23 protein-coding genes are annotated in these 26,353 nt (G+C 64.0%); 14 read left to right on the top strand and 9 right to left on the bottom strand.

Annotated features, from left to right (window positions below):
- Positions 1-14 precede the first annotated feature (14 nt).
- Both ACIPY2_RS11115 and ACIPY2_RS11110 read right to left on the bottom strand, forming a co-directional pair.
- Complete coding sequence (locus ACIPY2_RS11115; RefSeq protein ID WP_400266441.1) at positions 15-1,232, bottom strand: acyl-CoA dehydrogenase family protein; 1,218 nt, start codon at positions 1,230-1,232, stop codon at positions 15-17.
- Positions 1,229-2,020, bottom strand: coding sequence for an SDR family NAD(P)-dependent oxidoreductase (locus ACIPY2_RS11110; protein WP_400266440.1), 792 nt, complete (start codon positions 2,018-2,020; stop codon positions 1,229-1,231). Before ACIPY2_RS11110 ends, ACIPY2_RS11115 begins: the two co-directional genes overlap by 4 nt.
- Positions 2,021-2,131: 111 nt before the next feature.
- Between ACIPY2_RS11110 and ACIPY2_RS11105 the strand changes: the two genes are divergently transcribed.
- From ACIPY2_RS11105 to ACIPY2_RS11090, 4 genes are all read left to right on the top strand, one after another.
- On the top strand, positions 2,132-3,295 hold the full coding sequence (locus ACIPY2_RS11105) for a glycoside hydrolase family 76 protein (protein WP_400266439.1): 1,164 nt from the start codon (positions 2,132-2,134) through the stop codon (positions 3,293-3,295).
- Between the two features lie 193 nt (positions 3,296-3,488).
- Positions 3,489-4,538 (top strand): iron ABC transporter substrate-binding protein, encoded by a 1,050-nt coding sequence (locus tag ACIPY2_RS11100; protein WP_400266438.1) that lies wholly within the window; start codon positions 3,489-3,491, stop codon positions 4,536-4,538.
- A 4-nt stretch (positions 4,539-4,542) separates the two neighbouring features.
- Positions 4,543-6,141, top strand: coding sequence for an ABC transporter permease (locus ACIPY2_RS11095; protein WP_400266437.1), 1,599 nt, complete (start codon positions 4,543-4,545; stop codon positions 6,139-6,141).
- The gene (locus ACIPY2_RS11090; RefSeq protein WP_400266436.1) at positions 6,138-7,304 is read left to right on the top strand and encodes an ABC transporter ATP-binding protein; all 1,167 of its coding nucleotides are present in this window, start codon (positions 6,138-6,140) and stop codon (positions 7,302-7,304) included. The genes ACIPY2_RS11095 and ACIPY2_RS11090 overlap by 4 nt, the downstream gene beginning before the upstream one ends.
- Before the next feature lie 15 nt (positions 7,305-7,319).
- Here ACIPY2_RS11090 and ACIPY2_RS11085 read toward each other — a convergent pair whose 3' ends face one another.
- Positions 7,320-7,913: a YdeI family protein gene (locus ACIPY2_RS11085; RefSeq protein ID WP_400266435.1), complete on the bottom strand. Its 594-nt coding sequence runs from the start codon at positions 7,911-7,913 to the stop codon at positions 7,320-7,322.
- A 96-nt stretch (positions 7,914-8,009) separates the two neighbouring features.
- Here ACIPY2_RS11085 and ACIPY2_RS11080 point away from each other — a divergent pair, with 96 nt between their 5' ends.
- Complete coding sequence (locus tag ACIPY2_RS11080) at positions 8,010-8,708, top strand: hypothetical protein (protein ID WP_400266434.1); 699 nt, start codon at positions 8,010-8,012, stop codon at positions 8,706-8,708.
- On the opposite strand, the gene ACIPY2_RS11075 is transcribed toward ACIPY2_RS11080, so the two are convergent.
- From ACIPY2_RS11075 to ACIPY2_RS11055, 5 genes are read right to left on the bottom strand one after another with little or no spacing between them, the layout of a single operon-like run.
- Positions 8,705-9,961, bottom strand: coding sequence for a M20 family metallo-hydrolase (locus ACIPY2_RS11075; RefSeq protein ID WP_400266433.1), 1,257 nt, complete (start codon positions 9,959-9,961; stop codon positions 8,705-8,707). The two genes, ACIPY2_RS11080 and ACIPY2_RS11075, sit on opposite strands and share 4 nt — an antisense overlap.
- A gap of 8 nt (positions 9,962-9,969) precedes the next feature.
- Positions 9,970-11,670 (bottom strand): amidohydrolase, encoded by a 1,701-nt coding sequence (locus ACIPY2_RS11070; RefSeq protein ID WP_400266432.1) that lies wholly within the window; start codon positions 11,668-11,670, stop codon positions 9,970-9,972.
- A gap of 8 nt (positions 11,671-11,678) precedes the next feature.
- Positions 11,679-13,076, bottom strand: coding sequence for a gamma-aminobutyraldehyde dehydrogenase (locus tag ACIPY2_RS11065; RefSeq protein ID WP_400266431.1), 1,398 nt, complete (start codon positions 13,074-13,076; stop codon positions 11,679-11,681).
- A 16-nt stretch (positions 13,077-13,092) separates the two neighbouring features.
- Positions 13,093-14,712 (bottom strand): thiamine pyrophosphate-dependent enzyme, encoded by a 1,620-nt coding sequence (locus tag ACIPY2_RS11060; RefSeq protein ID WP_400266430.1) that lies wholly within the window; start codon positions 14,710-14,712, stop codon positions 13,093-13,095.
- A complete protein-coding gene (locus ACIPY2_RS11055) occupies positions 14,709-16,040 on the bottom strand; it encodes an MFS transporter (protein ID WP_400266429.1) in 1,332 nt (443 codons plus the stop codon). The genes ACIPY2_RS11060 and ACIPY2_RS11055 overlap by 4 nt, the downstream gene beginning before the upstream one ends.
- 163 nt (positions 16,041-16,203) lie before the next feature.
- On the opposite strand from ACIPY2_RS11055, the gene ACIPY2_RS11050 reads away from it, so the two are divergent.
- The 8 genes from ACIPY2_RS11050 (at position 16,204) to tgt (ending at position 23,686) form a co-directional block, all read left to right on the top strand.
- Positions 16,204-17,376 carry a PucR family transcriptional regulator gene (locus ACIPY2_RS11050; RefSeq protein ID WP_400266428.1) on the top strand — a complete coding sequence of 391 codons (1,173 nt, stop codon included), beginning with the start codon at positions 16,204-16,206 and terminating at the stop codon, positions 17,374-17,376.
- Positions 17,377-17,534: 158 nt separating this feature from the next.
- Positions 17,535-18,899, top strand: a complete 1,365-nt coding sequence (locus tag ACIPY2_RS11045; RefSeq protein ID WP_400266427.1) for an MFS transporter — start codon at positions 17,535-17,537, stop codon at positions 18,897-18,899.
- Positions 18,896-19,303: a RidA family protein gene (locus ACIPY2_RS11040; protein ID WP_400266426.1), complete on the top strand. Its 408-nt coding sequence runs from the start codon at positions 18,896-18,898 to the stop codon at positions 19,301-19,303. Before ACIPY2_RS11045 ends, ACIPY2_RS11040 begins: the two co-directional genes overlap by 4 nt.
- Positions 19,300-19,908: an RraA family protein gene (locus tag ACIPY2_RS11035; protein WP_400266425.1), complete on the top strand. Its 609-nt coding sequence runs from the start codon at positions 19,300-19,302 to the stop codon at positions 19,906-19,908. Before ACIPY2_RS11040 ends, ACIPY2_RS11035 begins: the two co-directional genes overlap by 4 nt.
- Before the next feature lie 78 nt (positions 19,909-19,986).
- The gene (locus tag ACIPY2_RS11030; RefSeq protein WP_400266424.1) at positions 19,987-20,526 is read left to right on the top strand and encodes an NUDIX hydrolase family protein; all 540 of its coding nucleotides are present in this window, start codon (positions 19,987-19,989) and stop codon (positions 20,524-20,526) included.
- A 75-nt stretch (positions 20,527-20,601) separates the two neighbouring features.
- Positions 20,602-21,579, top strand: coding sequence for a DUF6707 family protein (locus ACIPY2_RS11025; RefSeq protein ID WP_400266423.1), 978 nt, complete (start codon positions 20,602-20,604; stop codon positions 21,577-21,579).
- Positions 21,580-21,640: 61 nt separating this feature from the next.
- Entirely contained in the window at positions 21,641-22,342 is a 702-nt protein-coding gene (locus tag ACIPY2_RS11020; protein WP_400266422.1) for an SRPBCC domain-containing protein, read from the top strand.
- A gap of 54 nt (positions 22,343-22,396) precedes the next feature.
- Positions 22,397-23,686, top strand: a complete 1,290-nt coding sequence (gene tgt, locus ACIPY2_RS11015) for a tRNA guanosine(34) transglycosylase Tgt (protein ID WP_400266421.1) — start codon at positions 22,397-22,399, stop codon at positions 23,684-23,686.
- A gap of 83 nt (positions 23,687-23,769) precedes the next feature.
- Here the strand turns inward: tgt and ACIPY2_RS11010 are convergent, their stop codons facing one another.
- Entirely contained in the window at positions 23,770-24,480 is a 711-nt protein-coding gene (locus tag ACIPY2_RS11010) for a queuosine precursor transporter (RefSeq protein WP_400266420.1), read from the bottom strand.
- A gap of 411 nt (positions 24,481-24,891) precedes the next feature.
- Here ACIPY2_RS11010 and ACIPY2_RS11005 point away from each other — a divergent pair, with 411 nt between their 5' ends.
- Complete coding sequence (locus tag ACIPY2_RS11005) at positions 24,892-26,274, top strand: MFS transporter (RefSeq protein WP_400266419.1); 1,383 nt, start codon at positions 24,892-24,894, stop codon at positions 26,272-26,274.
- Positions 26,275-26,353: the final 79 nt, after the last annotated feature.

The raw sequence follows: 26,353 nt of genomic DNA, 5'->3' as shown, positions 1-26,353 counted from the left end.
CACGCAACGAACACTCACACGATGGCCGACACTCCCGTGACAGCGCGCCCCACGATGAGGGAGTTGATCTCGTAGGATCCTTCGTAGGTGAAGATCGCTTCGGCGTCCGCGAAAACCTTGGCCATCCGGTAATCGGTGACGATTCCGTTCCCACCAAGGATCGAACGGCCCAAGGCTACTGTTTCCCGCATGCGGGCGCTGCAGTAGGCCTTGGCCAAGGCGACCTGGGCCATCTCGGCTCCCCCATGCCGGGTTCCTTGAGCATCGGTGAAAATTCCCTCCTGCAACTGGGCAATCCGGACCATCATTCCCATACTGGCTACGGCGTTTCCCAACATGTCCACCAAGTGCTGCTGAATCAGCTGGAAACCGGCGAGGGGTTTGCCGAACTGCAGGCGTTCCACAGCGTATTGCCGCGCCACGTCGAACGCCGCAAGTTGTTGGCCCACCGCCTGCCACGCGACCATGATGCGTGAACCTCGGAGGAGGTGGTTGGTGTCGGTGAAGCTGTTGATTCCCGCGAAACGGTCCGACTCCGCAACGTGGACGTCGTTGAATTCGATGTCCGCGTTCTGGACCGTTCGCAGCGCGATCTTGTGTTCGATGCGGCTGCGTTTGATGCCGGGCAGTCCGGCGTCAACGATGAAGCCGCGGATGGACCCGTCTGCCTCGTCCTTTGCCCACACCAGCATGTAGTCGCAGAACGTTCCGTTGCCGATCCAGCGTTTCGCACCATTGATGATCCAGTAGTCGCCGCCGTCGGCAGTTTCCCTGGCGACCCGCCGGGCAGTGGTTTCCATCCCTCCGGCCACGTCTGAACCATGCAGCGGCTCCGTGAGCGCGAAGGCTCCGGTGGTGCGAAGGTTGGAGGCGTCGTCGAGGTAGCGGTCCTGTTGGGCGTCGCTGCCAAAGTCGTAGAGGGACTCGACGAAGAGGTCGTGGTGCACCATGAAAAATGTCGCAATGGAAGTGTCCACCCGGGTCATCTCCGCGATCACCAATCCCGCAAAGAGGTGCGTATAGCCGCGCTGCGCGGGTGCGCTGAGCCGGAGCGCTGCGAGCTTGGGCAGGATGTGTTCCGGAAACTCGGCCCGCTCCCACCACTCACCCGCATAAGGGGCGATTTCCGTGGCGAGGAAAGCCCGGAGTTCGTTGAGTTTCCGCTGCTCCTGCACGCTGAGCAGCGATTCGAAATCAAAGAAGTCCGCGGAGGGCAGTCCGAGGTCCGTCATTTCAGCCCCATGCGGATGGCACCGTCGAGCCTGATGGTTTCACCGTTCAGCATGGCGTTCTCCACGATGTGGGCGGCGAGGTTGGCATATTCGTCGGGGCGGCCCAACCGCGCTGGGTGCGGCACCTGTTGGCCAAGGGATTCCTGCGCAGCGGGAGGGAGCCCTGCCATCATGGGGGTTTCGAAAATCCCCGGGGCGATGGTTGCTACACGGATCAGCGACCGCGCGAATTCACGCGCCAGCGGCAGGGTCATGGCAGCTACGGCGCCCTTCGATGCGGCGTAGGCGGGCTGTCCGATTTGACCTTCGAAGGCAGCCACGGAGGCGGTGTTGATGATGACGCCGCGCTCGGGCCCGCCAAGCCGGGTGGTTACGGGATCGTTCCCGACCATCGCGGCCGCGGCCAGCCTGATGACGTTGAATGTTCCCACCAGGTTGATCTGGATGACTCTGTTGAAAGCCTCGAGCGGCAGCACCCCCTCGCGCCCGAGGACCTTGCCAGGCGTGGCGATTCCGGCACAGTTCACCACGATGCGCAGGGGGCCCAAAGCAGTTGCGGCGTCGACGGCTGCCTGGACCTGGGCTTCATTAGTGACGTCAGCGGCGGAGAAAACGGCCTTCTGACCGGCTGAAGCGGCGTTCAGTTCGGCCGCGAAGGATTCTCCGGCAGATTGCGGCAGGTCCACCAGGACCACTGACGCCCCGGCGTCGAATAACCGCCTTGCGGTGGCGGCACCCAGCCCGGAGGCTCCCCCGGTGACCAACGCGACTGTGCCCCTGATGTCCATCCATCCTCCTCGATGCAGACCCAAATCCGTTAATGCATGTTAACTGAAATTGTGATTTGGCGCACGCCGGAAGGGTCGGGGCGCTTCCAGGGCCGACGCTAGGCTGGGACCATGCCGAGCAATGCCGAGCCGTCAACGCAATCCAACCCCTGGGCAGACCGGGCCGACCAAGAGGCCCGTTCGGTAACGCGCACCTTCGGAAAGCGCCTCTTCTTCCTGCCGGGCACGCACTTGGGGGCCATCAGGGTTCCCAAGGGCCCTGGCAGCATCTTCGGGCCCTGGCATTACTGGTGGCAGGCCCACTATGTGGACTGCCTGGTGGACACCGGCCGCCGCGAACTCGCGGCGGGCCGAAAGTTCGACGGCGATTCCCGACCCAGCGCAGGCAGGCTGGCTTCCCGGCTGGTCACCACCATCCGGTTGCGAAACCGCTTCAGGTTCATCAACCACTTTTACGACGACATGGCATGGCTCGCTTTGTCCACGCTGAGGCTGGAAAAGCTGGCCGAGGAAACACGCAACCCCGGCAGGCGCCGCAACGCGTATGTCCGCAAGTCCCTCACCCTGCAATTCAATTCTGCTGCCACCGAAGACCTCGGCGGCGGCACGTTCTGGAGCACGGGGCGTGACTTCAAGAACACCCCTTCCACTGCCCCCATCGCCCTGTACTTCGCAAGGACCGGGCATAGGGACAAGGCCCGGTCCTTGGTGGCCTGGCTCAACGCCAAGTTGCTGGATTCCGGAAGCGGCCTCTACATGGACGGGCTCCGGATCCGCGAGGGACAAGTGGTCCTGGAGTCGGCGGTCTACACCTACAACCAGGGTCCGATCCTTGGCGCACTCCTGGAACTCGGGGAGGCTATGGACCTGGAGCGCGCGGCGCAACTTATTGAAGCGGTTGCAAGGGACCTGACGGTGATCGGCACCGGCGGCCCCGGCGAAACCGGGGCGGTCCGGGGTGATGGAACCGGCGACGGCGGACTGTTCACCGGAATCCTGGTGCGGTACTTGGCCTTGGCTGCCCGCGACGAACGGCTCCCGGAGGCAACGCGCGCCGTTGCGGCCGAACTGGTGCTGAACACGGCAGGGGCCTTCTGGTCAGGACGCCGGGAAGAAGAAGTCACGCCTGCAACCAAAACGCGCCGCCTCATCTTCTCTTACGACCCGCAGCGCCCGGCGTCGGAGACATATCCCCCGGGCGCCGGCGTCGAACTTTCCACCCAATTGCAGGCCTGGATGACCTTCGAGGCAGCGGCGACCCTTCCGGCGACGTGAGCCGCACGGTAATTACGTCACGCAATACTTGTGTAATTGAAGTGATCCTGATCACTTAAGGCCGTTTCGGCTTCGTAAAGAAGGATTGCCTAACCTACGCTTTTCTGGAGCGGGCACCCCAAATCCCCCACGCCCGCAAGGAACCGGAACCCCGTTCTGGAACCCCCATGTCTGTTCGCAGAAAGAAGTCCCCATGAAGCTCCGCAAGAACGCGCTGGCAGGCATCGCACTCGCTGCCACCGCCGCACTGGGCCTGGCAGCCTGTGGCTCCAACGCAAGCACCCCGGCCTCCTCCGATTCCGCAGCAGCCTCCGGCGACGGCATCACGGTCTACAACGCCCAGCACGAAAGCCTCACCAAGGAATGGATTGACGCTTTCACCAAGGAGACCGGCATCAAGGTCACCGTCCGCCAGGGCGGCGACACCGAGATGTCCAACCAGATCGTCCAGGAAGGTGCCGCTTCCCCGGCAGATGTCTTCCTCACCGAGAACTCGCCCGCAATGACGCAGGTTGAGAACGCAGGTCTGTTTGCCGACGTCGACAAGGCCACCATCGACCAGGTCCCCGCCGAATTCCGTCCGTCGACGGGCAAGTGGACCGGCATCGCAGCCCGCTCCACCGTGTTTGTCTACGACAAGAACAAGATCAGCGACGACAAGCTCCCCAAGTCCATGCTTGACCTGGCCAAGCCTGAGTGGAAGGGCAAGTGGGCGGCTTCCCCGACCGGCGCCGACTTCCAGGCGATCGTTTCCGCGCTTCTTGAGCTCAAGGGCGAGGCCGCCACCGAGGAATGGCTCAAGGGCATGAAGGAAAACTTCAAGGCCTACAAGGGCAACAGCACCGCCATGAAGGCAGTCAACGCAGGTGAAATCGATGCCGCGCTGATCTACCACTACTACTACTACGGCGACCAGGCCAAGACCGGCGAGAACTCCAAGAACGTCACGCCGTACTACTTCAAGAACCAGGACCCGGGCGCATTCGTTTCCGTCTCCGGCGGCGGTGTCCTGAAGTCCTCCAAGCACGCTGCCGACGCCCAGGCCTTCCTGAAGTTCATCACGGGCAAGAAGGGCCAGGAGATCCTCAAGACGGGCACCTCGTTCGAATACGCAGTGGCTTCCCAGGTTGAATCCAACGAGAAGCTGGTTCCCATCAAGGAACTCCAGGCTCCCGCCGTGGACCCGGCCAAGCTCAACTCCACCAAGGTCACCGAGTTGATGACCAAGGCAGGACTGCTGTAACCCATTGAGTACCAAGCTGCAGGCTTCCGGCACGCAATTGGCGGGAAGCACGACGACGGCGGGCAAGGGCAAGCGCCCTCGCCCGCCTTTCGGCGTTTCCACGGTGTCCTTGTTGGCGGTCCTGACGGCACTTTTTTCCTTGGTGCCGTTGGGCTACGTGGTCTACATGACCGCGGCGACAGGTTGGGACACCGCCGTCGAACTCATCTTCCGGCCCCGCGTGGCGGAACTGTTGATGAACACCATCCTGCTTACGGTCATAACCGTTCCGGCCTGCTTGATCCTGGGTGTGGGCGGCGCATGGCTGGTGGAGCGGACCAAGCTGCGCGGGCATCGGTGGTGGGCGGTGGCGCTTGCTGCTCCCCTGGCGATCCCGGCGTTCGTGAACAGCTACTCATGGGTCTCGGCAGTGCCATCGCTGGAAGGTATCTGGTCCGGCGTCCTGATCGCGACACTGTCGTACTTCCCCCTCGTCTACATCCCCGCGGCCGCGACACTGGGCAGGCTGGACCCTGCGATCGAGCAGTCCGCTGCTTCACTCGGCCTGGGCCCGTGGGCCGTCTTCTTCCGCGTGGTCTTGCCGCAGTTGCGGATCGCCATGTCCGGCGGCGCGCTGCTGGTGGCCCTGCACCTGCTGGCCGAATACGGCGCCTTTGCAATGATCCGCTTCGATACGTTTACGACGGCGATCATGGTCCAGTTCCAGTCGACCTTCAACGGCACTGCCGGCAACATGCTGGCCAGCGTGCTGGTATTCCTGTGCCTGATCCTGTTGGTGCTGGAAGTCAGGAGCCGCGGCAACGCCCGCTACGCCCGCATCGGTTCCGGGGCGCAGGCAAAGGCGACACGCCTGCCCTTGGGCGCCTACCTGGTCCCGGCCCAGCTGGGGTTGCTGGCCCTCACAGTGCTGGCTTTCGGCGTTCCGGTGTGGTTCGTCCTGCGTTGGGTGGTTGCCGGAGGCTCGGAGATCTGGGCGGCCGACGAGTTCCTCCCTGCCTTGGTCCAAACCCTGCTTTACGGGGCCGTCGGAGCCCTGGTGACCACCATCGTTGCCTTCCCGATGGCCTACCTGGCAGTGCGGCGGCCCAGTTGGTTCAGCAAGCTGCTCGAGCTGTCCAACTACGTCACCAGCTCGCTGCCGGGAATCGTGGTGGGCTTGGCATTCGTGACCGTGAGCATCCGGGCAGTTCCGGGTATCTACCAGACGGCCGGTGTGCTCATCGCGGCCTACGTCCTGTTGTTCCTCCCGCGCGCCCTGGTGAACATCCGCTCCGGCCTGGCACAAGCCCCGAAGGAACTGGACGAGGCGGCGCAGTCCCTCGGTAAAGCACCGCTGGTTTCGTTCTTCCGCGTGACCCTGCGGCTCTCTGCGCCCGCTGCCGCCGGTGGAGCAGCACTCGTGTTCCTGGCGATCGTCAACGAGCTCACCGCAACGCTCCTGTTGTCGCCCAACGGCACCAAGACCCTCGCCACCGAGTTCTGGAGCAAGAGCAGCGAAATCGACTACACCGGCGCGGCCCCCTACGCGTTGTTGATGATTGTGCTCTCGGCGCCCATGACCTACCTGCTTTTCCAACAGTCCAAGAAAGTTGCCGGACAGTGACCGAACAATCCCCTTCCCGACTCCCAGCCCCGCGGGTTGCGCCGTCCGTTGCGCCCACCACCAACCCGCACCTGGACATCTCCGAAGTCACCAAGAACTTCGGCTCCCAGGCGGTACTCAAGGGCGTCAACCTCTCAGTTGCCAAGGGCGGAACCACGGCGATCGTGGGGCCTTCGGGTTCGGGCAAGACCACGCTGCTGCGTTTGATTGCCGGCTTCGAACATCCGGACACCGGTTCGATCAAACTCGACGGCTCACCAGTAGCGGGCGGCGGCATTTGGGTTCCGGCGCACAAACGCCAAGTGGGCTACGTGGCACAGGACGGCGCGCTGTTTCCGCACCTTTCGGTCGGACAGAACATCGCTTTCGGCTTGGACCCTGCCAGGCTCGACGGCGGTCGGCGGGCTGTGAAGTCCCGCGTCGCCGAACTTCTTGAAATGGTCTCCCTCGATGCAGCCATGGCCAAGCGGAGGCCGCACCAGTTGTCCGGAGGGCAGCAGCAGCGTGTTGCCTTGGCTCGGGCTTTGGCGCGGGAGCCGGAGCTTATGCTGCTCGACGAGCCCTTCTCGGCCCTTGATGCCGGCCTGCGAGTGGCTACCCGACGCGCCGTTGCCAAGGTGCTCCACGATGCAGGCGTGACGACCATCCTGGTGACCCACGACCAGGCCGAAGCGTTGTCCTTCGCCGACCAGGTGGCCATCATGCGCGGCGGCAAGCTGGCCCAGATCGGCAATCCCTTTGTGGTCTATACACGTCCCGCCGACCGGGCCACTGCTGAGTTCCTCGGCGATGCCGTCTTCCTGGATGCCTGGATGGAAGGCTCCCTCGCAACGTGTTCCTTGGGCGGAATTCCCGTCCGAAGGCCGCCGGCGCAAGGCAAGGTCCAGTTGATGCTGCGTCCCGAGCAGATCCGCATCGCGCCCGATGGACCCATCCGTGGCGTCGTGGTGGACACCGACTACTTCGGGCCCGAAACCACCGTCCGCATCAAACTCGGCGAGTACCGTGCACCCGATGGCAGCGCGTCCGGTAACAGCCACCGCTACCCGGGCGGCGGGGAGATCATCACCATCCGCCACTGGAACGCCTCGATTACGAAACCTGGAACGGAGTTGTCCTTGCGCGTGGTCGGCGAAGGCGTAGCGTTCCCCTTCGGCGACTGACACCCAACTGGGTCGCTAGGCCGGTTTCTTGCGCTGGGGGTACGGGGCTTCGTGCCGGGCCAGCATCTCCACGAAGCCTGCGATTTTCTTCTCCCGGGTCTCCGCCCGCTTCACCAGGTTGGTGCGGTGAATGGGGGCAAAACGATTCTGCGAGGTGAGGACCTCGAACATCGCCTGCGCTTCAGGTACTGCGGCGATCGCAGCGGCCAGGTCCGCCGGAACGTCGATGGTTGCCGGCCCCGCATATGCGGCCTCCCAGCGACCGTCGGCTTTCGCGGCGTCGACGGCGGCCCAGCCCGCGGCGGTCATCTTCCCGGCTTCGTCCAGGCGCGCAACGTGCCCCACATTCCGTGCTGACCAGATGCTCTTCGGGCCCCGTGGGGTCATGCGCTGGAAGTAGCTTTCGGCGTCGCGCTTCTTGACTTGCCCGTCGATCCAGCCGAAACAAAGTGCCTCGTCCAAAGCGGCGTCGTAGTCCAGTTCGGTAACGTTCCCGCCTTTCTTGTGCAGGACCAGCCATACGCCCCTGCTGTCCGAGGCGTGCTGCGACAACCATTCCCGCCACTCATCGGCATCTTTGACAATCAATTCGGCAAGCTCAATGGGCATGGCCCCATTCTGCTGTGAATTCGCCGGCCAGGCATAGGCTTGGACCCGGAAGCCACGAAATCGCGGGAAGTTCCGCGGACGAGCCCAGGAGGAGCCATGCTGCGAGCCCGACCCATCCATTTCACCTCGCGGCTCGAACCGTGGGCGGAATTGCTTGAGGCGTTGGGGCTGGTGGCCACCTCCACGGACCAGGACTGGATGGAGTTCGACGCCGGTTCCGGTCGCCTCGCCCTGCACCGGGCGGCCCACGGCTCGTCGGAAGACGGCGCCACCGTTTTCGCAGTGGAAGTGGGCGTGCTGGACGAATTTGCGCGCCGGACCCGCGAGGACGGCACCATCGCCGAAGTCACCGAGGCCGCGCACGGAGAAACAGTCCAGGTTACGGCCCGGGACGGCTTCACCTTCCTCGCGGACCCGGCGAAGCGGGCATCGGACGGCACCTGGGCAACCTCCGGCCAAGCCGACCCCGCCCTCACGGTGGTTGCCACCTGGGTGAGTCCCGACGTCGTAAATGCCGCCCAGGAACTCCGCAACATCGGTGCCCGTCCGCGGACGTCGGACGACGAATCGGCGACGTTCAGCACCAAGAACGGCGGCATCCTGCGTGTGGTGCACGGCGCGGAAGCGGAGTCCGGCGATCTCGCTTTCGAGTACGACGGCGGACTGGAACCGCTGCTGGGCCGGCTCCACGATGCCGGGATCGACGCCCGGATCGAAGACGAAGTCCTGTACGTCGCCAACCCGGATGCAGCGGGTGGAGCGGCGCCGGCGTCGGTGGTGGTGACGGCTGCCTAGCCTTCCAAAGCCCCGGCGCAGAGCCGTCGGACCACTTCGGTGAGCATCGCCAGCCCGGCCACAATATCCTCGTCCGTGGTGTATTCGTGCTCGTTATGGGAGATCCCGTCAACGCTGGGCACAAAGAGCATCACGGTAGGAACAAGGTCCTTCATGTTCGTGGAGTCGTGCCCGGCGAGCGTCATGACCTCTTTGTTGGACAGGCCCAGGTCGGCAGCGACCTTGGCCGCCAACTCCACCCCTTCGGGCTGGTACGGTGTGACGGCCCAGGAGTGCGAATGATGCTTCTCCACTGACACATTGGCCAGTTGTTCGATTTCCGCGATCCGTTGGTGCAGGAGCCCATCCGCTTCGGCCAGCACAGCCTCGTCGGCGCTGCGCAGGTCAAGGAGCAGATTCACACGGGAGGGCACCACTACGGGTGAATTCGGGTAGACGTTGAGCTGGCCCACGGAGGTATGCAGGACGCCGGGGAAACGGTCAGCCAGTTCACGGGCCGCAACCACGAGCATCGAGGCGCCCAGCAGGGCATCCTTGCGGTCCGCGATCACTGTTGAACCGGTGTGGGCTTGCTCGCCATGGACCACGAATTCGTACTTGTTGGCGGCCCAGTTGGAGTGGACCAATCCGATGGTGATGCCTTCGCGTTCCATGCTGCGGCCTTGCTCGATGTGGATCTCGGCGCAGAAAGCGGCTTCGGGCCCCTCGAAATCCCCACGGCAGCCGATGGCGTCCAGCGCGTCCCGCACGGAAATACCGGCAGCATCCTTGGTGTTGAGCGCTTCCTCGAGTGCCAGCTTGCCGGTGTAAACGGAAGAGCCCATCATGGACGGCTTGAACCGGCTGCCTTCCTCGTTGAACCAATTGACGACGGCGAGGTTGAACTTTGGTGCCTCGACGCCGGCTTTCCAGCGCTCAACCAAGCGGAACGCGGCGTGGGCAGCAGCCAGGACGCCATACGCGCCGTCGTACCGTCCCGCCGTCGGCTGCGAGTCCATGTGCGAGCCGACCACCACGAACGGCGCCCCCGGCACCGCTTCGTAGAGGCCCCACTGGTTGCCGGCGCGATCGAACTTCACCGTGAAGCCGTGCTCTTCGAGGAGGCCGGTGAGCCAGCGGCGCTGTTCGCCATCGGGAACGGTTGCGGCCTGCCGGTCCACGCCGCCGTTGTCCGTGGCACCAAACGCGCTCATGGTCCGGAAGTCCTGTACGAAGGCGGTGTCCTGGGCGGTGAAAGAAGTGGTGAGAGTCATGGTCGCCCCTAATTGCTCTGGTGGGATTGGCCGGAATGGACGAGTGCCCCCGGCGCGGCATGGAAGTCTGTTGATTGGTAGGTGAAGCGGCCTCCGACGGCGGTGGCCAGGACACGCAGTTGGCTGATGTCGGGTGCCTCCAAGGGCGACGCCGACAAGACAGTGAAGTCCGCCAGCTTGCCGGTGGTCAACGTGCCCTTTTCGGCGAGCGAACCCGTGGCGGCAGCGGCACCGCTGGTGTACGCCGCGAGGGCCTGCAGCGGGGTGAGACGCTCGGCCGGGTTGCCGAACACCGCCCCTGTGGCCGTCCGACGGTCCACGAACGCCTGCATTCCGCGCAGGACGTTCCCGTCCGCGACAGGGCGGTCGGAACTGCCGGCGAGCGTGACCCCGGCGTCGAGGAAGCTCCCTGCGCGGTAGGCCCAGGGCAGGCGCTCCGGCCCAAGTGAAGCGGTCATTCCGTCCCCTCCGTCGCGGAAGAAGCTGGCCTGCGGTGTGACGGCGATACCTGCCCCGGCAAGCCGGGCGAGTTGTTCAGGCCGCGTCATGGAGGCGTGCTCGATCCTGTTAGGCAGGCGCCGCGGCCCGTACTTCGCCTCGCAGTCGGCGATGATGTCCAACGCCAGGTCGATGGCCCTGTCCCCGATGGCGTGCGCCGCGATCGACCATCCCCCTGCATAGGCCGACTCGATGCGTTCCCGCAACTGGGCAGGATCCGCTTGGAAGTAGCCGACGTTGCCGCGGTTGTCCTTCTGGCCGTGACTGCAGAACTCGTGGCTCACGGCAGCGGTCTCTCCGAGGAGTGAGCCGTCCAGGAAGACCTTGGCAGGACCGAGGGACAAATACTCATTTCCGAACCCACTGCAGATCCCAAGGTCCAAACCGGCGGGAGCTACCCCGGTGCTGTCGGCGCTGTGCCCGTCCAAGCCGTGCAACACATCGAGCACGGGCATGACCTGCGCCCGAGCGTGCAGCCGGCCGTTGGCAGATGCGCGTTGGTAGGCGGCGAGTTCGGCCGGGCTGTGCCCGATCCATCCCCCACCGACTCCGGCCTCGGTGAAACTCGTGATGCCTTCGGAGGCGTAGTACCGGGTGGCGCGGTCCAGTGCGGCCTCGATGTCCTCCAGCGCGTACGGCAGGATCAGTTGCTGGATGAGTTCCTGTGCCGTCTCCTGGACGAGTCCTGTGGGACGTCCCGCCGCGTCGCGGACTATCGCTCCGCCGTCGGGATCGGGGAACGACGGCGACTCGGCACCGGCCAGCCGCAGCGCGGCTGTGTTGACCACTGCCATGTGCCCGGAATTGTGGCGCATGAACAGCGGCCGGTCCCCCGTGATGCTGTCCAGTTCGACGATGTCCGGGAAGAGCCCGCCGTGCTGGGTTTGGCTGAAGCCGGTGGCGAAGAGCCAACCCTCGCCGCCCGTGACCGCGTCCCGTAGCAGCGAATACAGTTCCTCCAGGCCCCGGGCACCGGACACGTCCAACTCCGCGAGTCCCAGCCCGAACCACGTGGTGTGGCAGTGGGCATCGATGAAGCCCGGCGTTACCGTGGCCCCGCCGAGGTCAAGGACCTGAACCGCGTCAAGGCCGGCAACGTCCTCGTCGAGGCCCACGATCCGGCCCTTCCAGATGCCCAGTGAATTTGCGGTGGGCCGCTCCGGGTCCATGGTGATGATGTCTGCGTTGCGCAGGAGAAGATCGAGTTTCATGTCTGTTTCTAGCGGTGTGACGTGGTGACGGACTTGATGCGTGTGTAATCCTCGAGGCCGAAAACGGAGAGGTCCTTGCCGGTGCCGGAATGCTTGAAGCCACCGTGCGGAGCTTCCGCCGGGATCACCTGGTGGCAGTTGATCCACACCGCTCCGAAGTCGAGCTCATTGGAAACGCGAGTCACCACACCATGGTTTTCGGACCACACGCTGGAAGCCAAGGCGTACTTGGTGCCGTTGGCGAGTTCCAGGGCCTCCTCTTCCGTGGCGAAGGGCTGGACGGTCAGCACGGGGCCGAAGATCTCGTCGCACACCACCTCGTCAGTCTGGAAAACGCCGTCGATCACCGTCGGCTCGAAGAAGTACCCGGTTCCGGTCCGCTTGCCACCGGCCAGGACCTGGGCATTCGCCGGGAGGCGGGACATGAAGCCCTCCACGCGCGCCAACTGGGCAGCGCTGTTGAGGGGACCGAGGTCTTCACCGACCTTCAAAGCCGAAGCGGCGTCGGCAAGGGCTGCAGCAAATTCGGTATGGATGTCCTGGTGCACCAGGACACGGGTTACCGCCGTGCAGTCCTGCCCGGCATTGAAGAAGGCGGCCAGCGCGATTTGGCTCGCGGTCCGCTGGATATCGACGTCGGCAAACACTACCGCGGGGGCCTTGCCGCCGAGCTCCAAGTGGACATCCTTGAGGGTCTTCGAGGCCGCGGACATGACCTGGGCACCGGCCCGGGTGGAACCGGTGATGGACACCATTTCCGGAATCTCGTGGTCCACCATGGCAGCACCGGCTTCGCGACCACCGCACACAACGTTCACGACACCCGCCGGGTACACCTGCTGGGCCAGTTCAGCCAGGACCACCGTGGACCACGGGGTTGTGTCGGCAGGCTTGAGGACCAGGGTGTTTCCCGCTGCCAAGGCAGGGCCGATCTTCCAAATAGCCATCATAAACGGGTAGTTCCACGGAGTAATCTGGGCGACTACGCCGATCGGTTCCCGCCGGATGGTCGAAGAGAATCCCTCGACGTACTCGGTCTGCGCCGTTCCAGAAACCACCCGGCAGGCTCCTGCGAAGAAGCGGAGTTGGTCGGCACCGCGGAGAATTTCGAGCTCGCGGGTGAGGGCCGCCGGCTTGCCGGTGCAGGCAACTTCTGCCTCAAGTAGCCGGTCAACATTGGCCTCGATGAGGTCCGCCAGCTGCAACAGCAGCGACTGTCGCGTGCCCGGCGTCGTGCGCTTGTAGCTCTTGAACGCTGCGGCGGCGGCCTGGAAGGCGGAATCCACGACGGCGGTATCACTGTCCGGGGCCGTGCCGATCTGTTCGCCGGTGGCAGGGTCGAAAAACGGGAGCGACTGCCCGGCGGGTACGGATTCTCCGTTGATGATGTTCTGAAGCTGAATCACGAAAAAAGTCCTGACTCTAGTTGGACGTCTTGGGCGAACGCGTCGCGGGGTCCTGCGGAAGGTGCAGCAAGGCGGGCAGGCCGGAGTCGACGGCGCGGCGGAATGCCGCCGCGAAGTCCTCCGTTCGTTCCACCCGTTCCCCGAAGCCGCCGTAGGAGCGGGCAAGCGCGGCGAAGTCGGGGTTGGTCATGTGCGTGCCCGATGGACGGTCCGGGTAGTGCGCTTCTTGATGCTCCCGGATGGTGGCGAAGATGCCGTTATCCACCACCAGCACAATGAACCGTGCACCATAGCCCATGGCCGTGGCGATCTCCTGGCCGTTCATCATGAAGCAGCCATCGCCGGCAACCGAGATCACCTGGCGGCCAGGGTAAGCGAGGGAAGCTGCCACGGCTGCCGGGATGCCCATGCCCATCGCGCCGTTGCGCGGTGCCGCGAGCGAGTTCGCTGTGTTGTGCTCCAAGTAGCGCGCGGGCCACAGGGCGTGGTTCCCGGCACCGAAGGTGAGGACGGCGTCGTCGTCCATCTCCTTCTTGAGGACCTCCATGGCGACGCCGAGGTCGACGCCGATGCCGCCGTCGGGCGTTGGCGTGGAGAACTTGAGGTAGTCGGCTCGGGCGGTAGCGAACCAGCCTTCCTCGCGTTCGCCGGTGACCTCGACGTCGGCCAAGGCAGCCGCGAAGGCAGTGACATCGGCAATGATGTGCCGATCCACGCGGCCGAAGTGCCCCAACAGGTTGGCATCCGCGTTCACCACAACCGTCTCGGCGGAGAGCCCACGCTTGTAGCCATCGGACAGGACGTCGCCGCGGACGCAGCCCACGAAAATCAACAGGTCGGCGTCATCCAGGCGCTGCGCGTTGGCATCACTGCGGCCGTAGCCCAGGAAACCGGCGTAGGCCTCGCTGCGGTGCGGAACGGCGTCGTAGGCTCGGAAGTCCGCCACCACCGGGATGCCGTGACGGCTGGCCCAGGAGGCCAGCTGCTCACCGGACTCCTGCGTCCAACCTTCGCCGCCGACGACGATGAGCGGCTTGCGTGCCTTCTCCAGCTTCTGCTTCAAAGCGGCAAGGTCCGAGACGGTGGGCTCCGGCCGCGCCACCGTGCGCGGCTCCACCGTGGCGTCATCAACGACATGCACCAGCACGTCCTCCGGCAGCCCGATGACCACCGGACCGGGGCGGCCACTGAGGGCGGTGAAGATCGCGTCGTCCACTACCCGGGCGGCGGAGGCGGCGTCGTCGAGCGTGACCACCTTCTTTGCGGTGCTGCCGAACCAGGCGTTGATATCGAATTCCTGGAAGGACTCCCTGCCGCGGTCCGCTACCGGGATCAGGCCAACGAACAGGATCAGCGGCGTGGCATCCTGGTACGCCGTGTGGACCGCGATGAACGCGTTCGCCGCACCCGGTCCCCGGGTCACCATGGCGATTCCGGGGAGTTCGGTCAGCCGACCTTCGGCAAGGGCCATGAACCCGGCACCGCCTTCCTGGCGTGCCACCACGTTGCTGATGGATGAGCCGTGCAGTCCGTCCAACACATCAAGGAAGCTCTCACCGGGAACGGTGTACACCCGCTTGATGCCTGCCCGTTCGAGCTGGCCGACAATCAGGTGGCCGGCGGTGGTGGTGCTCAATGCTTCATTCCTTCTTCTTCGATGGAAAGGCTGGGGAGGAACAGTCCGGAGAGTGCCGTCAGAGCGGAGACGACCAGCAGGATGATGGCGCCAGGCCAGAAGGAGTTGTTGGTGGCCACCAGGGCCGTTGCGATCAGTGGCACGAAGCCGGAGATGACGCCTGCGGTGTTGGAGGTAATGGCGACGCCGGTGTACCGCACCTTCGTGGCGAAGAGGGCAGTGAGGGCAGTACCGGAGACTGCATAGGGAATGGAAAGAACAGCCACGCCGATCATCATGCCCATGACAACCAGCACGGGATTGCGGCTGTCGATGGCCAGGAATACCGGGACTGCGATAAGGGCCGAGGCAACGCCACCCCAAAGGATGACTTTGCTGGCGCCGAATTTCTCGCCCAGGCGGCCGGCCCAGATGAGGGCGCCGATTTCGAGTGCAGCGGCGAGCAGGGTGCCCAAGAGCAACAACTCGGAGGGCAGCTTGAGGACCTTGGTGCCGTAGAAGACCACAAAGCTGGTGATGAGGTAGAAGCCGCCAATGCCCAGGAGGGCCGAGCACATGCCCACCAGGATCTGCCGCCAACTGTTCTTCAGGACGCCGCGGATGGGTGCGTGCTCTGTTTCGCCGGATTCCATGAGGGCTTCGAATTCGGGTGACTCGCTGAGCTTGCTGCGGATCCACAGGGATACGGCCAGCAGCGGGATAGCTGCGATGAACGGAATGCGCCAGCCCCAGGCGTCGAAGTTGGTTTGGCCCACCAGGAACAGCATGCCGAAGAAGCCACCGGAGGACAGGATGGTGCCGATCGGCGAACCGACCTGGGGAAGGGCCGCGTAGCGGGCGCGCTTGGCCACGGGAGCATTTTCGACGGCGATAATCACCGCGCCGCTCCACTCGCCACCGACGGCGAGCCCCTGCACAATGCGCAGCGCCACCAGGAGGATGGGCGCGGCCAGGCCGATGGTCATGTAGTTCGGAAGCAAGCCGATGAGCCCGGTGACAATGCCGATGCCGACGATCGTGACCATGAGGATTTTCTTCCGGCCCACCTTGTCGCCAAGGGCGCCGAAGATGAAGCCACCGATCGGGCGGGCAACGAAGCCCACCGCCAGCGTGGCGAAAGAACCCATCGCCGCAACGAACGGATCCTGCGAGACGAAGAACTGGGCGTTGAACACCAAGGCAGCGGCCGTGGTGAAGAGGAAGAAGTCGTACCATTCCAACGCCGTGCCCACGAGGGCGGCCAAGGCCACCTTCTTGGTGACGCTTTCGTCGATGACGCGATCTGCCGATGGGCTAACGCCCGTGGCTCCGCTGACGGTGCTTGCCATTGATGCTCCAAAAAGTGCGAACGGACCGGGTGTCGGGATCCGGGACGATGATGTGGATAGCTTGTGAGGGGACTCACTCCACAGTGACTCATTCCATAGTGCCAGTAGTTTTTCCCAAAATAACTAGCGATACATCACGCAAACAGATGGCTAGGATGTGTGAATGCACAATGTTGAAACCTCGGGACTCAGTACCCGCTGGAGCGAACTCGTGGATCAGCTGGACGGTCGACTGGACGAATTGGCCCGCGCCTTCACCACCCGGGTTCGGGAAATCCCCGAGTACGGTGAAAGCCAGGTGACCATCCAGGAGATCACCGAGACGGCACGCGAAACCTTTCGGCGCCTCATCCGCGGACTCAAGGCCGGGCATCCCAACAGCCAGGACGGGCTCCTGGACTTCGCCTCAGATCTGGGCTCCAAGCGCGCCAGGGCAGGAATTCCACCGGAATCACTGACGTCCGCCGTGCGCCTGGACTTCACGATCCTCTGGGCGGAACTGCTGGAGATCGCCAAGCCTGAGGACGCCATGCTGCTCGCCTCCAGGGTGGATCAGGTGTGGCGCGTAGTGGACGAGTTCGCCACCCGGACACACACCAGCTACCTCACCGAACGCGTGCGCATGGCACAGGAAGAATCGAGCATCCAACGCGAATTCATCGCCCGCCTCTTCAACCAGAGCACGCCGTCGCTGGAAACGTCGGCGCAAGTGGCGTCGGCCCTGGGCATCAACCCGGACTCACGTTTCGCGCTCGTGGCAGCCAGCGGCGAGCCCGGAGCGCAATTGAGATCCGCCGTCACTCGGTTGGGCGCCGCACGGCCCAAGCTTTTCCTCCATGAATCCGGCGGCAACACCTACGTCTTCTGGCCGCTTTCTACTAGCCGGAGCAGCGGCACAAGAGCCCGGAGCGCCATCCCGGCGGCACTCTCCACAGTCCCCTGCGGTTATGTACCCGAGGTTCTCGGGCTTCGGGCACTGCCCGCGGCTGCCCGGACAGCGGAAACCCTAGCCGCCTTGCTCCGGCCGCGCGACGCCGGGCCGCTCTCCGCGGATTCAGCGTGGGCCCGGCTGGCACAGCAAAATCTGCAGGATGCCGGACTGGACCTCGCGGCGGAACTGGAAGAGGCCTTGGCCGAGTGCAAGGGCGGCGAGCGCGAGCGCTTGCTGGAAACGGTGCGGCACTACCTGACCACCGGCAACGTCACCCTGACATCCGAGCAGTTGTTCTGCCACCGCAACACCATCCTCAACAGGCTCAACCGCTTCCAGGAATTGACGGGAATCGATCTTGCAGTGCCGGCGAGCGCAGCCCGGCTGGTGGTGGCTTGGGCATAGCTACCGTATCTGTACCCGCGAATAGCCGGATGTGTGTTTTCACATTCCAGGCTGGTTTTTGCTGGGATTTATGCCATTGAAGCTGTGATCGGCAACACAGAATAGTTGTAGCTACCTTGCACCGGACACTCGTCCCCGCACCCCATCCGGAGATTCTGATGGCCCAAACGGTAGATACCGCTTCCATTTCCGCAGCCAGGCTGGACTTGGCGAAAATGCGCAAGATTGCCTTCGCCAGCGTTATTGGCACCACCGTCGAGTGGTACGACCTTTTCGTTTTCGGAACAGCGTCCGCGCTGGTCTTCAACAAGATCTTCTTCCCCAGTTTCGACCCCATCGTGGGCACCATGCTGGCCTTTGGCACCTTCGCCTCGGCGTACATCGCACGCATGGTCGGTGCCATTATCTTCGGGCACTTTGGTGACCGCCTCGGCCGTAAGTCGATGCTGCTCGTCTCGCTCCTGACCATGGGTGCGGCCACCTTTGCCATCGGCCTGCTGCCCGACTACCAGAGCATCGGCATCATGGCTCCGCTACTTCTCCTGCTGCTCCGTGTCATCCAGGGGTTGGCCCTCGGCGGCGAATGGGGCGGTGCTGTCCTGATGACTGTCGAGCACGCTCCACCGGCCCGGCGCGGCTTCTTTGGTTCCTTGGTCCAGGTTGGTGTCCCCGCCGGCACCCTCATAGCCAACGTAGCCTTCCTGATAGTGGCGTCCTCCATGAGCACCGAGGCTCTGCACGCCTGGGGTTGGCGCATTCCTTTCCTGGCCTCAGTCCTCCTGGTGGCGGTGGGCATCTACATCCGCCTGAACATCGAGGAAACCCCGTCCTTCAAAGCCGTGAAGACCGCCGGCGCCAAGGCCAGAATGCCGTTTGCCGCACTCATGGCCAAGTACTGGAAGCAGGTTGTGCTGGGCGGCGTAGCCACGCTCTCCACAGGCAGCACATTCACGCTCTTGGTGGCGTCGGGCGTCTCGTACGGCAAGAAAGAACTTGGCCATTCGGAGAGCCTCATGCTGTGGGTGGTCCTGGCCGCCTGCGCCTTGTGCTTCGTCCTCATCCCGTTCTTCGGCAGGCTTTCGGACAAATACGGCCGCAAGCCCATCATCTACGCCGGAGTCGCGGCCGAGGCAGCCCTTGCCTTCCCGATGTTCTGGCTCATGGACACCAAGTCCGTGGCACTGCTCTTCGTGGCCTACCTCGCGATGATGACGGCGTTCGCGGCAAACTACGGCCCCATCGCCACTTTCCTGGCCGAGCTCTTCGGTTCCAAAGTCCGCTACTCCGGACTGTCAGTGGCGTACATGCTCTCCGGGCTCCTGGGCAGCGCCGCCACGCCGTTCATCACCACCTGGCTCCTGGGCATGACCGGCCAGAGCTCCTCAATCGCCTGGTACATCATGGCGGCGGCCATCCTTTCCCTGGCAGCGCTCTTCGTCCTCACCGAGACCCGGCACGGCAACATCGACGCCGTCGACCAAGCACCGGCTGAGGCGGCAACGTCCGAAGCGGCAGCCAAATGACCACAACCACCATCGAGCGCCTGGCCGGCATCCCCGGCCAGGCGCCCGCCGTCGGGCCGTTTTCGCCGGCGGTCATTGCCAACGGATTCGTCTTCACTTCCGGCCAGATCCCCGCGATCACGGGCTTGGATGACCAGCCCGCCACCTTCGAGGGGCAGGTCCGCCAGACCATCGAAAACCTCGCAGGGGTCCTGGAAGCGGCCGGATCAAGCCTGCAGCACGTGGTCAAGGTCAACACGTACCTGACCAACGAAGACCAACTGGAGGAGTACAACCGCGTGTACGTCGAATACTTCGGCAGTGCAAAACCGGCAAGGACCACTGTCTGCGTCGGTCTGTGGGGCGTGTCCCTGGAGATTGAATGTATAGCCGTCCTGGCTGGGAGCGGGGAAGCACCCCGATGATCAGCACCCTCCTCCAGGCCCTGTCAGCCGTGAGCTACCCCACCATCGGCCACTTCCTCGAAGACGGCTTCGTGGACCCGGCCATCCAATCCCTGCTTTCCGATGTGAAAATTGCCGGGCCGGCCGTCACTGTGCGGGTGGCCGACTACGACGCCATCGCCATGAACCGCGCCCTGCTGGCCCTGCAACCCGGCGACATACTGGTGGTGGACATGCTCGGCGACCACCGCCATGCACCCATCGGTGCCGTGACGGCCGCCGCGGCGATCGCCCAAGGTGCTGCCGCCGTCGTGGTTGACGGCGTGGCGACGGACGTTCTCGAGCTGCGTCAGGCAGGGTTGCCCGTCTTCGCCCGCGGCACCACCTCTCTGACCACCAAGCGCAAATACGGCACGGGATCCGCCATAGAAGTGCCCGTCCTGTGCGGCGGAGTGGAAGTCAACCCGGGCGACCTTGTGCTCGGCGACGACAACGGGGTGATCGTACTGTCCCCGGACGCGTCCCGTGGAGTCCTGGACAAGGCGCTGGCATCGGACGCAGCCGAGCCGGACATCCTCGGCCGGATCAGCGCCGGCCACCCACTCGAGTCAATCCTTGCGCTGTAATACCGCCGAGAGCGTAACGCCCCTGCGCCCGGCAAGGCCTCCACGGAACTTCGGCCGGGGATGCGGTAGAACTTAACCATGAGCGTACGTACACCCGACCCATATCCCGGCTGGCTTTCGGACGAAGACCTCTTCGAAGCGCGAGGGCGCCTTCCCATGGTCTACGTGGAGGCTGTTCCCGTCCGCTTGGATCCGCTCGGGTACGTCAATGAGGTGGGTTCCCTCCTGCAGGGCGACGCCGACGGCAACATGGTCCGCTACCTCGTCTCCGGCCGTGTCCTGTACCGCGAAACCATCCGGGCGGCTCTCCTGCGCCACATGGAAAAGGACCTCGGTCCCCTCGCCTTCCCGCAACTGCCCATCAGCCCGGTCCCGTTCACGGTTGCCGAATACTTCCCCGCGCCATCCCAGACCGGCTTCACGGACGATCGCCAGCACGCCGTGTCGTTGGTCTTCGTCATCCCCGTCACCGGCGAATGCGAGCCCCGCCAGGACGCACTGGAACTCACGTGGATGACTCCCCAGGAGGTACTCAGCGACGGCGTCCAGCAGGAGTTCGAGGGCGGCCGCGGGAACCTCGTGCGGCAAGCGCTGGCTTTCTCCGGCATCGTGGTCTAGGGCGGGTCCGCGGGCTTGGGGCAGCCCGTTTTTGTAGACTGGACGGCGGACCGCAAGAGAACCAAAGGACTTCCGATGACTCACAGCCCAGCCTCACAGCAATACCGCGAAAAGCAGGCTGGGGACCTGCAGCCCGGAGACTTTGTGTACCTTCCCGGCGACGGACCGGCCGAGGAAATCGCTTCCGTGGAAGTCCAGGACGACGATTACGGCGTCCCGGCCCTCCTGTTGGTGGCAACGCACGACGGCGGCTCCGTCCGGATCGCCGTCGGGTCCAGCGTGCCCGTGGGCGACGGCGTTCCCCGCGGCCCGGGTGGGGACGGCGGCACCGGCTCCAGCACCCCGGCGGAAGCCGAGGACGACGCGCCCGCGGAACCCGCCGTCGTCGTGCCTCCACGTCCCGCGACGCCACCCGCGCACACGGGCCCCACCCCCGAAGAACTGGCGCTGATTCCCGAACCGGACGGAACTCCAGAGTCCGTGGTTCGCAATGCCGTGGCAGGCCACCAGGGCAAGAAAGCCGTCCAGGCGCTGGCCGAAAGGTTGGCCAAAGGCATCAACACCAAGTCGGGAAGCTGCCTGCGGGACTTGAGTGACCTGGCCTTCGATTTGTGCATCACGCTCAAGGACCCGGACCGCTCCCTGGAGGTCGCGGACCTGTTGAACGTGCTGCCCTTCGATGGCAACCTGGACCGCTGGGCGTCGATCGAGCGGGCGCTCTCCCTGTCCAGCTTCATCTGCCGCGAAACCGGCCAAACGGAACGCGCTGCCGTGTACGAGAAGCTGCTCCGTGCGCCCGAATCCCAGGAAGACGACCCCTTCAAAGCCTTAGTCAATGCCCGCGTCCGGCAGAGGGCCCTCAATGAGCCCAATCTTTACGACAAGGAAATCTTCCGCGCAATCGACAACGGCAACCAGGAAGCCGAGCGCGAGTGGCGGCTCCTGCGCCTCGAAGCCCTCCTGTTCCTCCGGGCACACGGGGGGTCCAAGACCATCGCCGAAGATGAGCTGGGCCGCCGGATCGCCGGCGAACTGGAAGCCGTCCGCGCCTAGTCCTCCTCAGCGGGAAGTTCAAGGCCTGTTGCGGGCACCCGAACGGCGGTAAATTCGGGCCATGACGAACAATCTGAGCGTTGTGGTAAATGCCGACGCGCAGCAGGTTTGGACAATGCTGCGCGAACCGTCGCTGGTGGCCCAATGGCACGGCTGGGAAACCGACGAGCTGACCGACGAAATCAAACAAATCTACTTCGATCCGAGCGTTGTCGAAGGGCCCGATCACACCAAACTGACCGTTCGTGGCGGCGATGAGTTCGAGCTGCATCCCGTCTCCGGAGGCACGGAAGTCAAGGTCACCCGCGCCGCCCTGGACCACGACTCCGAGTGGGCTGAATGGGACGAGGACATTACCCAAGGCTGGCTCACCTTCCTGAACCAACTCCGTTTCGCCCTTGAGCGCCACCCTCATGGCAAGAGGCGGACGCACGTCGTCTCCGTTTCGGGCGGCGGTTCGGCCATAGAAAAGCTGGGGCTCGGCGATCTTCCGCCCGTCGGCGACGAATACTCGCTCACCCTGTCCACGGGAGAGAAGATCTCCGGAAAGGTCTGGTTCAAGAGCCGGCACCAAGTGGGAGTCACGGTCCACAGCTACGCCGAACACGGTGACGGGCTGCTGATCGTCGCCGAGCAATTGGCAATTCCGGAAAAGCGGCCCGACGGCGGTGCCATGGTGATTGCCTCCACCTACGATCTGGGGGCCCACACTCTCGCGGACATCCGGGCATCGTGGGACAAGTGGAAGGAATCGTCCTCCTAGTCCGCCCCCGAGCGGAGTCAGGTTACCCGCGGTAAAGCTGGCACACTTGGTAGCGTGCCAGCTTCCGTTTCCTTGCCCTCGTCTGCTCCCGTTACCTCCGGATTTTCGTTCTCCGTCGGCCAGCGCCTGGCCGAAACTTCGGCGCCGTCGTCCTCACTTGTGGAGGCGAACGGGGGCGACTTCCTGGGGCGGACCGGAACCATCCAGACGCCGCACGGAACCATCCAGACGCCCGCTTTCATCGCCGTCGGAACCAAAGCCACTGTCAAGGCCGTGCTGCCGGAGTCCATTGCCGACCTCGGCGCGCAGGCTGTCCTCGCCAACGCCTACCATCTGTACCTCCAGCCCGGGCCGGAGGTCCTCGACGCAGCAGGCGGGCTCGGTGCGTTCATGAACTGGCGCGGCCCCACGTTCACCGACTCCGGCGGATTCCAGGTGATGAGCCTTGGCTCGGGATTAAAGAAGGTCATCGACATGAAAAATGTTGATACTTCAGGTCCGGATGATGCCGTGGCGCCGGGTAAGGAACGGCTGGCGCACATCGACGACGACGGCGTCTGGTTCAAGTCCCACCTCAACGGCGACAAGCACCGCTTCTCCCCCGAGATCTCCATGCAGGTCCAGCACCAGATCGGTGCGGACATCATGTTCGCCTTCGACGAGCTGACCACGCTGCAGAACTCGCGGGCGTACCAGGAAGAATCCCTGGAGCGGACCCGGCTTTGGGCCCTGCGTTGCCTGGAGGAGCATGCTTCCTTGACCGCATCGAGGGTGGGGAAGCCGTACCAAGCATTGTTCGGGGTGATCCAGGGCGCCCAATACGAGGACCTGCGCAGGAAGGCCTGCCGGGACCTCGGTGCCATGCCGTTCGATGGCTACGGCATCGGCGGGGCCTTGGAGAAGGAGAACTTGGGGACGATTGTCCGCTGGTGCAACGAGGAACTCCCCGAGGACAAACCGCGGCACCTCCTGGGGATTTCCGAGCCGGACGATATTTTCACGGCCATCGAGAACGGCGCCGATACCTTCGACTGCGTCTCCCCCACCCGGGTTGCCCGCAACTCTGCGTTCTACACGCCGTACGGCCGGTTCAACCTGTCCGGCGCCAAGTACAAGAAGGACTTCGGGCCGCTGCAGGAGGGCTGCGACTGCTACGCCTGTGCGAACTACTCGCGGGCCTATATCCACCACCTGTACAAGGCAAAGGAAATGGTCTCCGCCACGCTCATCTCCATCCACAACGAACGCTTCGTGGTGAAAATGGTGGACGACGCGCGGCGGGCCATCGAGTCCGGGGACTTCTTCGACTTCAAGGCGGAGACGCTGGGGCGATACTACTCGTAACTGCGCCGAGTTCGCCGGAAACGTGCGACGGCGTTGGGAAACTCCCAGCGAAACGGCACGTTTCCAGCGAATTCGGCGAAAGGCTACGCCGCGACTGCCCCATAGCTCGGCTCGCGCTTCTTGATCCAGCCCACCACCAGCACCGTGATCGGCACGAATATGAACTCGACGCCGGTTTTGTACAGGAAGCCCACCAGGACGTAGTTCACGAACGAGCCGACATCCGAGATACCGATGACGGACGCTGCGATGCTGCAGAAGATCAACGTGTCCACGAACTCGCCCACCACGGACGAACCCATAAGCCGGGCCCACAGTGTCTTCTCGCCCGTCCGTTCCTTCATCTTCACGAGGATCCAGGAGTTGATGGTCTGGCCGGCCAGGAATGCCAGCAGCGACGCCAGGACGATCTGCGGCACGGGGCCCAGTGCGCCTTCTATGGCGGCCTGCTTGGCAACGCCGTAGTCGTCATCGAAGCCGGGCAGGATGATGATCACCCAGTAGCACAGGGACGCGAACGCAGAGAGGGCAAACGAGGTGATGATGGCCTTCCGGGCCACCTTGAAGCCGTAAACCTCGCTCATGACGTCGCCCAGGATGTAGGCCAACGGGAACAGGAAGAACCCGCCGTCGGTAATGATCGGGCCGAGCACCACACCCTTGGAGGCGCCAATATTGGACAGGATCAGCACCACGGCCATGACCGCGAGCATGATGCCGAAATAAGGGGAACCGATCGAGGCGAAGCGTGGCGTGGGCTTGCTCAACGTGCTGGAGCCTGAGGGCGAGGGCATGGGCCATCCGTTCGTAGTGGTTCGCGCAGGCGCTCGTTTCTGGGCCGCCCCGCTGTATTAGCACTGAGTTTGGTGGGGCATCCTGCCCGGCACCAGCTATATTGTCCCACCTCCCCGGATCCTCACCCACAACCCACCCACCGGGCGGGCCGTGAGAGAGGAACCACCGGCACCGGGCGGGCCGTGAGAGAGCGCCAACGGGAAACCTAAGGAAGTGTTAGGAAATCCCCTCCCGCGTTGGCTGTGCCGTGCATCACCCATAGGTTGGATACGTCCTCTTCACCCCCAAGAGGGCCTTTCTTAGTCACGAAGAGCCATGTGCAACGACGCCATGCGCACGAGCTTCATGGACAGAACGATCTCATGAAAGACACGGCTGCCACGTGCGCAGCCGGCCAGGAAGGTTCATTGATGAGCACCCAACAAGCTGCGCCCCTCAGCGAGGCGGCGCAAACCCGCAAAGCTGTGGGCAACATTCTCAAAGGCTCCGCGGGCAACCTCGTGGAGTGGTTCGACGTTTACGTGTACACGGCATTCGCAGCGTACTTCCAGTCGCACTTCTTCAATTCCTCGGACGATCTCCAGGCCGGCCTGGAAGCGATGGCCGTCTTCTCGACGTCGTTCCTTATGCGCCCCATCGGCAGCTGGTTCTTCGGCCGTTACGCGGACCGGAAGGGCCGCAAGGCCGCATTGACTTTGAGCGTGACCATGATGTCGGCCGGTTCGTTCGGCATCGCCATCCTTCCAACCCAGGACGTCATTGGACTGTGGGCGCTCATCCTGTTGGTTTTCGTGCGGGTGGTCCAAGGCTTCTCGGTGGGCGGTGAGTATGGCACCAGCGCCACGTACATGTCCGAGGCAGCAACCGCTAAACGCCGCGGCTTCTTCTCGAGCTTCCAGTACGTGACGCTCGTGGGCGGCCAGATGCTGGCCCTCCTGGTACTCGTGATCCTGCAGAACACCATGACCAAGGAAGCCCTGACCGAGTGGGGCTGGCGTATTCCGTTCGCTATCGGTGGCGTGGCGGCTCTGGTGGTCCTTTGGCTCCGCCGTTCCATGGAAGAAACCGTCTCCGCCGACCAGATCCGTGCCGCCCACGTCAAGGTCGCGGGTGAGGCACAGCCCGGCACCATGAAGCTCCTGTTTACCAAGCACTGGAAGCCGCTGCTGATCTGCATCGGCATCACGCTCGGCGGCACTGTAGCGTTCTACACGTACACCAACTTCATCCTGAAGTTCATGAACGATACGTCCGGCATCCCCAAGACCGACACCTCCGTCATCAACTTCTGGGCGCTGTTCATCTTCATGCTCCTTCAGCCGGTCTATGGCCTGATTTCGGACAAGATCGGCCGTAAGCCGTTGCTGGTGTGGTTCGGCGTGACGGGTGTCCTGTTCACGTGGCCATTGCTCTCCATGCTCGCCGGCACCAAGGATCCGTTCATGGCCTTCCTGCTCATGATGGGCGGGCTGCTGATGGTCGGCGGTTACACCTCCATCAACGCACTGGTGAAGGCCGAGCTCTTCCCGGCGTCCATCCGTGCACTTGGCGTTGGGCTGGGCTACGCGATCGCCAACTCCCTGTTCGGCGGCACGGTTCCGCTGATCGGCGCGGCGCTTCAGAAGGTCGGCCAGGAGAACCTGTTCTTCACGTACGTCACGGCAGCCATCTTCGTCTCCCTGCTGGTCTACGTCTTCGCGCTGAAGAACAAGAAAGCCACGCACTTGGACACGGAACAGGGTCACGCGTGGACTGGCAAAGGTGACGACAAGAAAGACCTGATCGACGCCTAAGGTACCCGATTTGTGAGGCCCGCTTTGCGCCCTTTGGCAGCCCCGAAGAACGCAGAGCGGGCCTCACAGCGTTAAGCTC

The sequence above is a fragment of the Paenarthrobacter sp. NPDC089675 genome (genome assembly GCF_044749185.1).
Taxonomy (GTDB): Bacteria; Actinomycetota; Actinomycetes; order Actinomycetales; family Micrococcaceae; genus Arthrobacter.
Note: the sequence above shows the minus strand (reverse complement) of the source record. Positions and strands in the feature narration are given on the sequence as shown.

What these genes read in the sequence shown, in the direction of transcription:
- ACIPY2_RS11055 (WP_400266429.1), bottom strand. Translation starts at nt 16,040, where the DNA reads ATGGCAAGCACCGTCAGCGGAGCCACGGGCGTTAGCCCATCGGCAGAT.
- ACIPY2_RS11070 (WP_400266432.1), bottom strand. Translation starts at nt 11,670, where the DNA reads ATGAAACTCGATCTTCTCCTGCGCAACGCAGACATCATCACCATGGAC.
- ACIPY2_RS11040 (WP_400266426.1), top strand. Translation starts at nt 18,896, where the DNA reads ATGACCACAACCACCATCGAGCGCCTGGCCGGCATCCCCGGCCAGGCG.
- ACIPY2_RS11010 (WP_400266420.1), bottom strand. Translation starts at nt 24,480, where the DNA reads ATGCCCTCGCCCTCAGGCTCCAGCACGTTGAGCAAGCCCACGCCACGC.
- ACIPY2_RS11100 (WP_400266438.1), top strand. Translation starts at nt 3,489, where the DNA reads ATGAAGCTCCGCAAGAACGCGCTGGCAGGCATCGCACTCGCTGCCACC.
- ACIPY2_RS11085 (WP_400266435.1), bottom strand. Translation starts at nt 7,913, where the DNA reads ATGCCCATTGAGCTTGCCGAATTGATTGTCAAAGATGCCGATGAGTGG.
- ACIPY2_RS11030 (WP_400266424.1), top strand. Translation starts at nt 19,987, where the DNA reads ATGAGCGTACGTACACCCGACCCATATCCCGGCTGGCTTTCGGACGAA.
- ACIPY2_RS11025 (WP_400266423.1), top strand. Translation starts at nt 20,602, where the DNA reads ATGACTCACAGCCCAGCCTCACAGCAATACCGCGAAAAGCAGGCTGGG.
- ACIPY2_RS11080 (WP_400266434.1), top strand. Translation starts at nt 8,010, where the DNA reads ATGCTGCGAGCCCGACCCATCCATTTCACCTCGCGGCTCGAACCGTGG.
- ACIPY2_RS11005 (WP_400266419.1), top strand. Translation starts at nt 24,892, where the DNA reads ATGAGCACCCAACAAGCTGCGCCCCTCAGCGAGGCGGCGCAAACCCGC.
- ACIPY2_RS11075 (WP_400266433.1), bottom strand. Translation starts at nt 9,961, where the DNA reads ATGACTCTCACCACTTCTTTCACCGCCCAGGACACCGCCTTCGTACAG.
- ACIPY2_RS11115 (WP_400266441.1), bottom strand. Translation starts at nt 1,232, where the DNA reads ATGACGGACCTCGGACTGCCCTCCGCGGACTTCTTTGATTTCGAATCG.
- ACIPY2_RS11050 (WP_400266428.1), top strand. Translation starts at nt 16,204, where the DNA reads ATGCACAATGTTGAAACCTCGGGACTCAGTACCCGCTGGAGCGAACTC.
- ACIPY2_RS11035 (WP_400266425.1), top strand. Translation starts at nt 19,300, where the DNA reads ATGATCAGCACCCTCCTCCAGGCCCTGTCAGCCGTGAGCTACCCCACC.
- ACIPY2_RS11020 (WP_400266422.1), top strand. Translation starts at nt 21,641, where the DNA reads ATGACGAACAATCTGAGCGTTGTGGTAAATGCCGACGCGCAGCAGGTT.
- ACIPY2_RS11045 (WP_400266427.1), top strand. Translation starts at nt 17,535, where the DNA reads ATGGCCCAAACGGTAGATACCGCTTCCATTTCCGCAGCCAGGCTGGAC.
- ACIPY2_RS11105 (WP_400266439.1), top strand. Translation starts at nt 2,132, where the DNA reads ATGCCGAGCAATGCCGAGCCGTCAACGCAATCCAACCCCTGGGCAGAC.
- ACIPY2_RS11110 (WP_400266440.1), bottom strand. Translation starts at nt 2,020, where the DNA reads ATGGACATCAGGGGCACAGTCGCGTTGGTCACCGGGGGAGCCTCCGGG.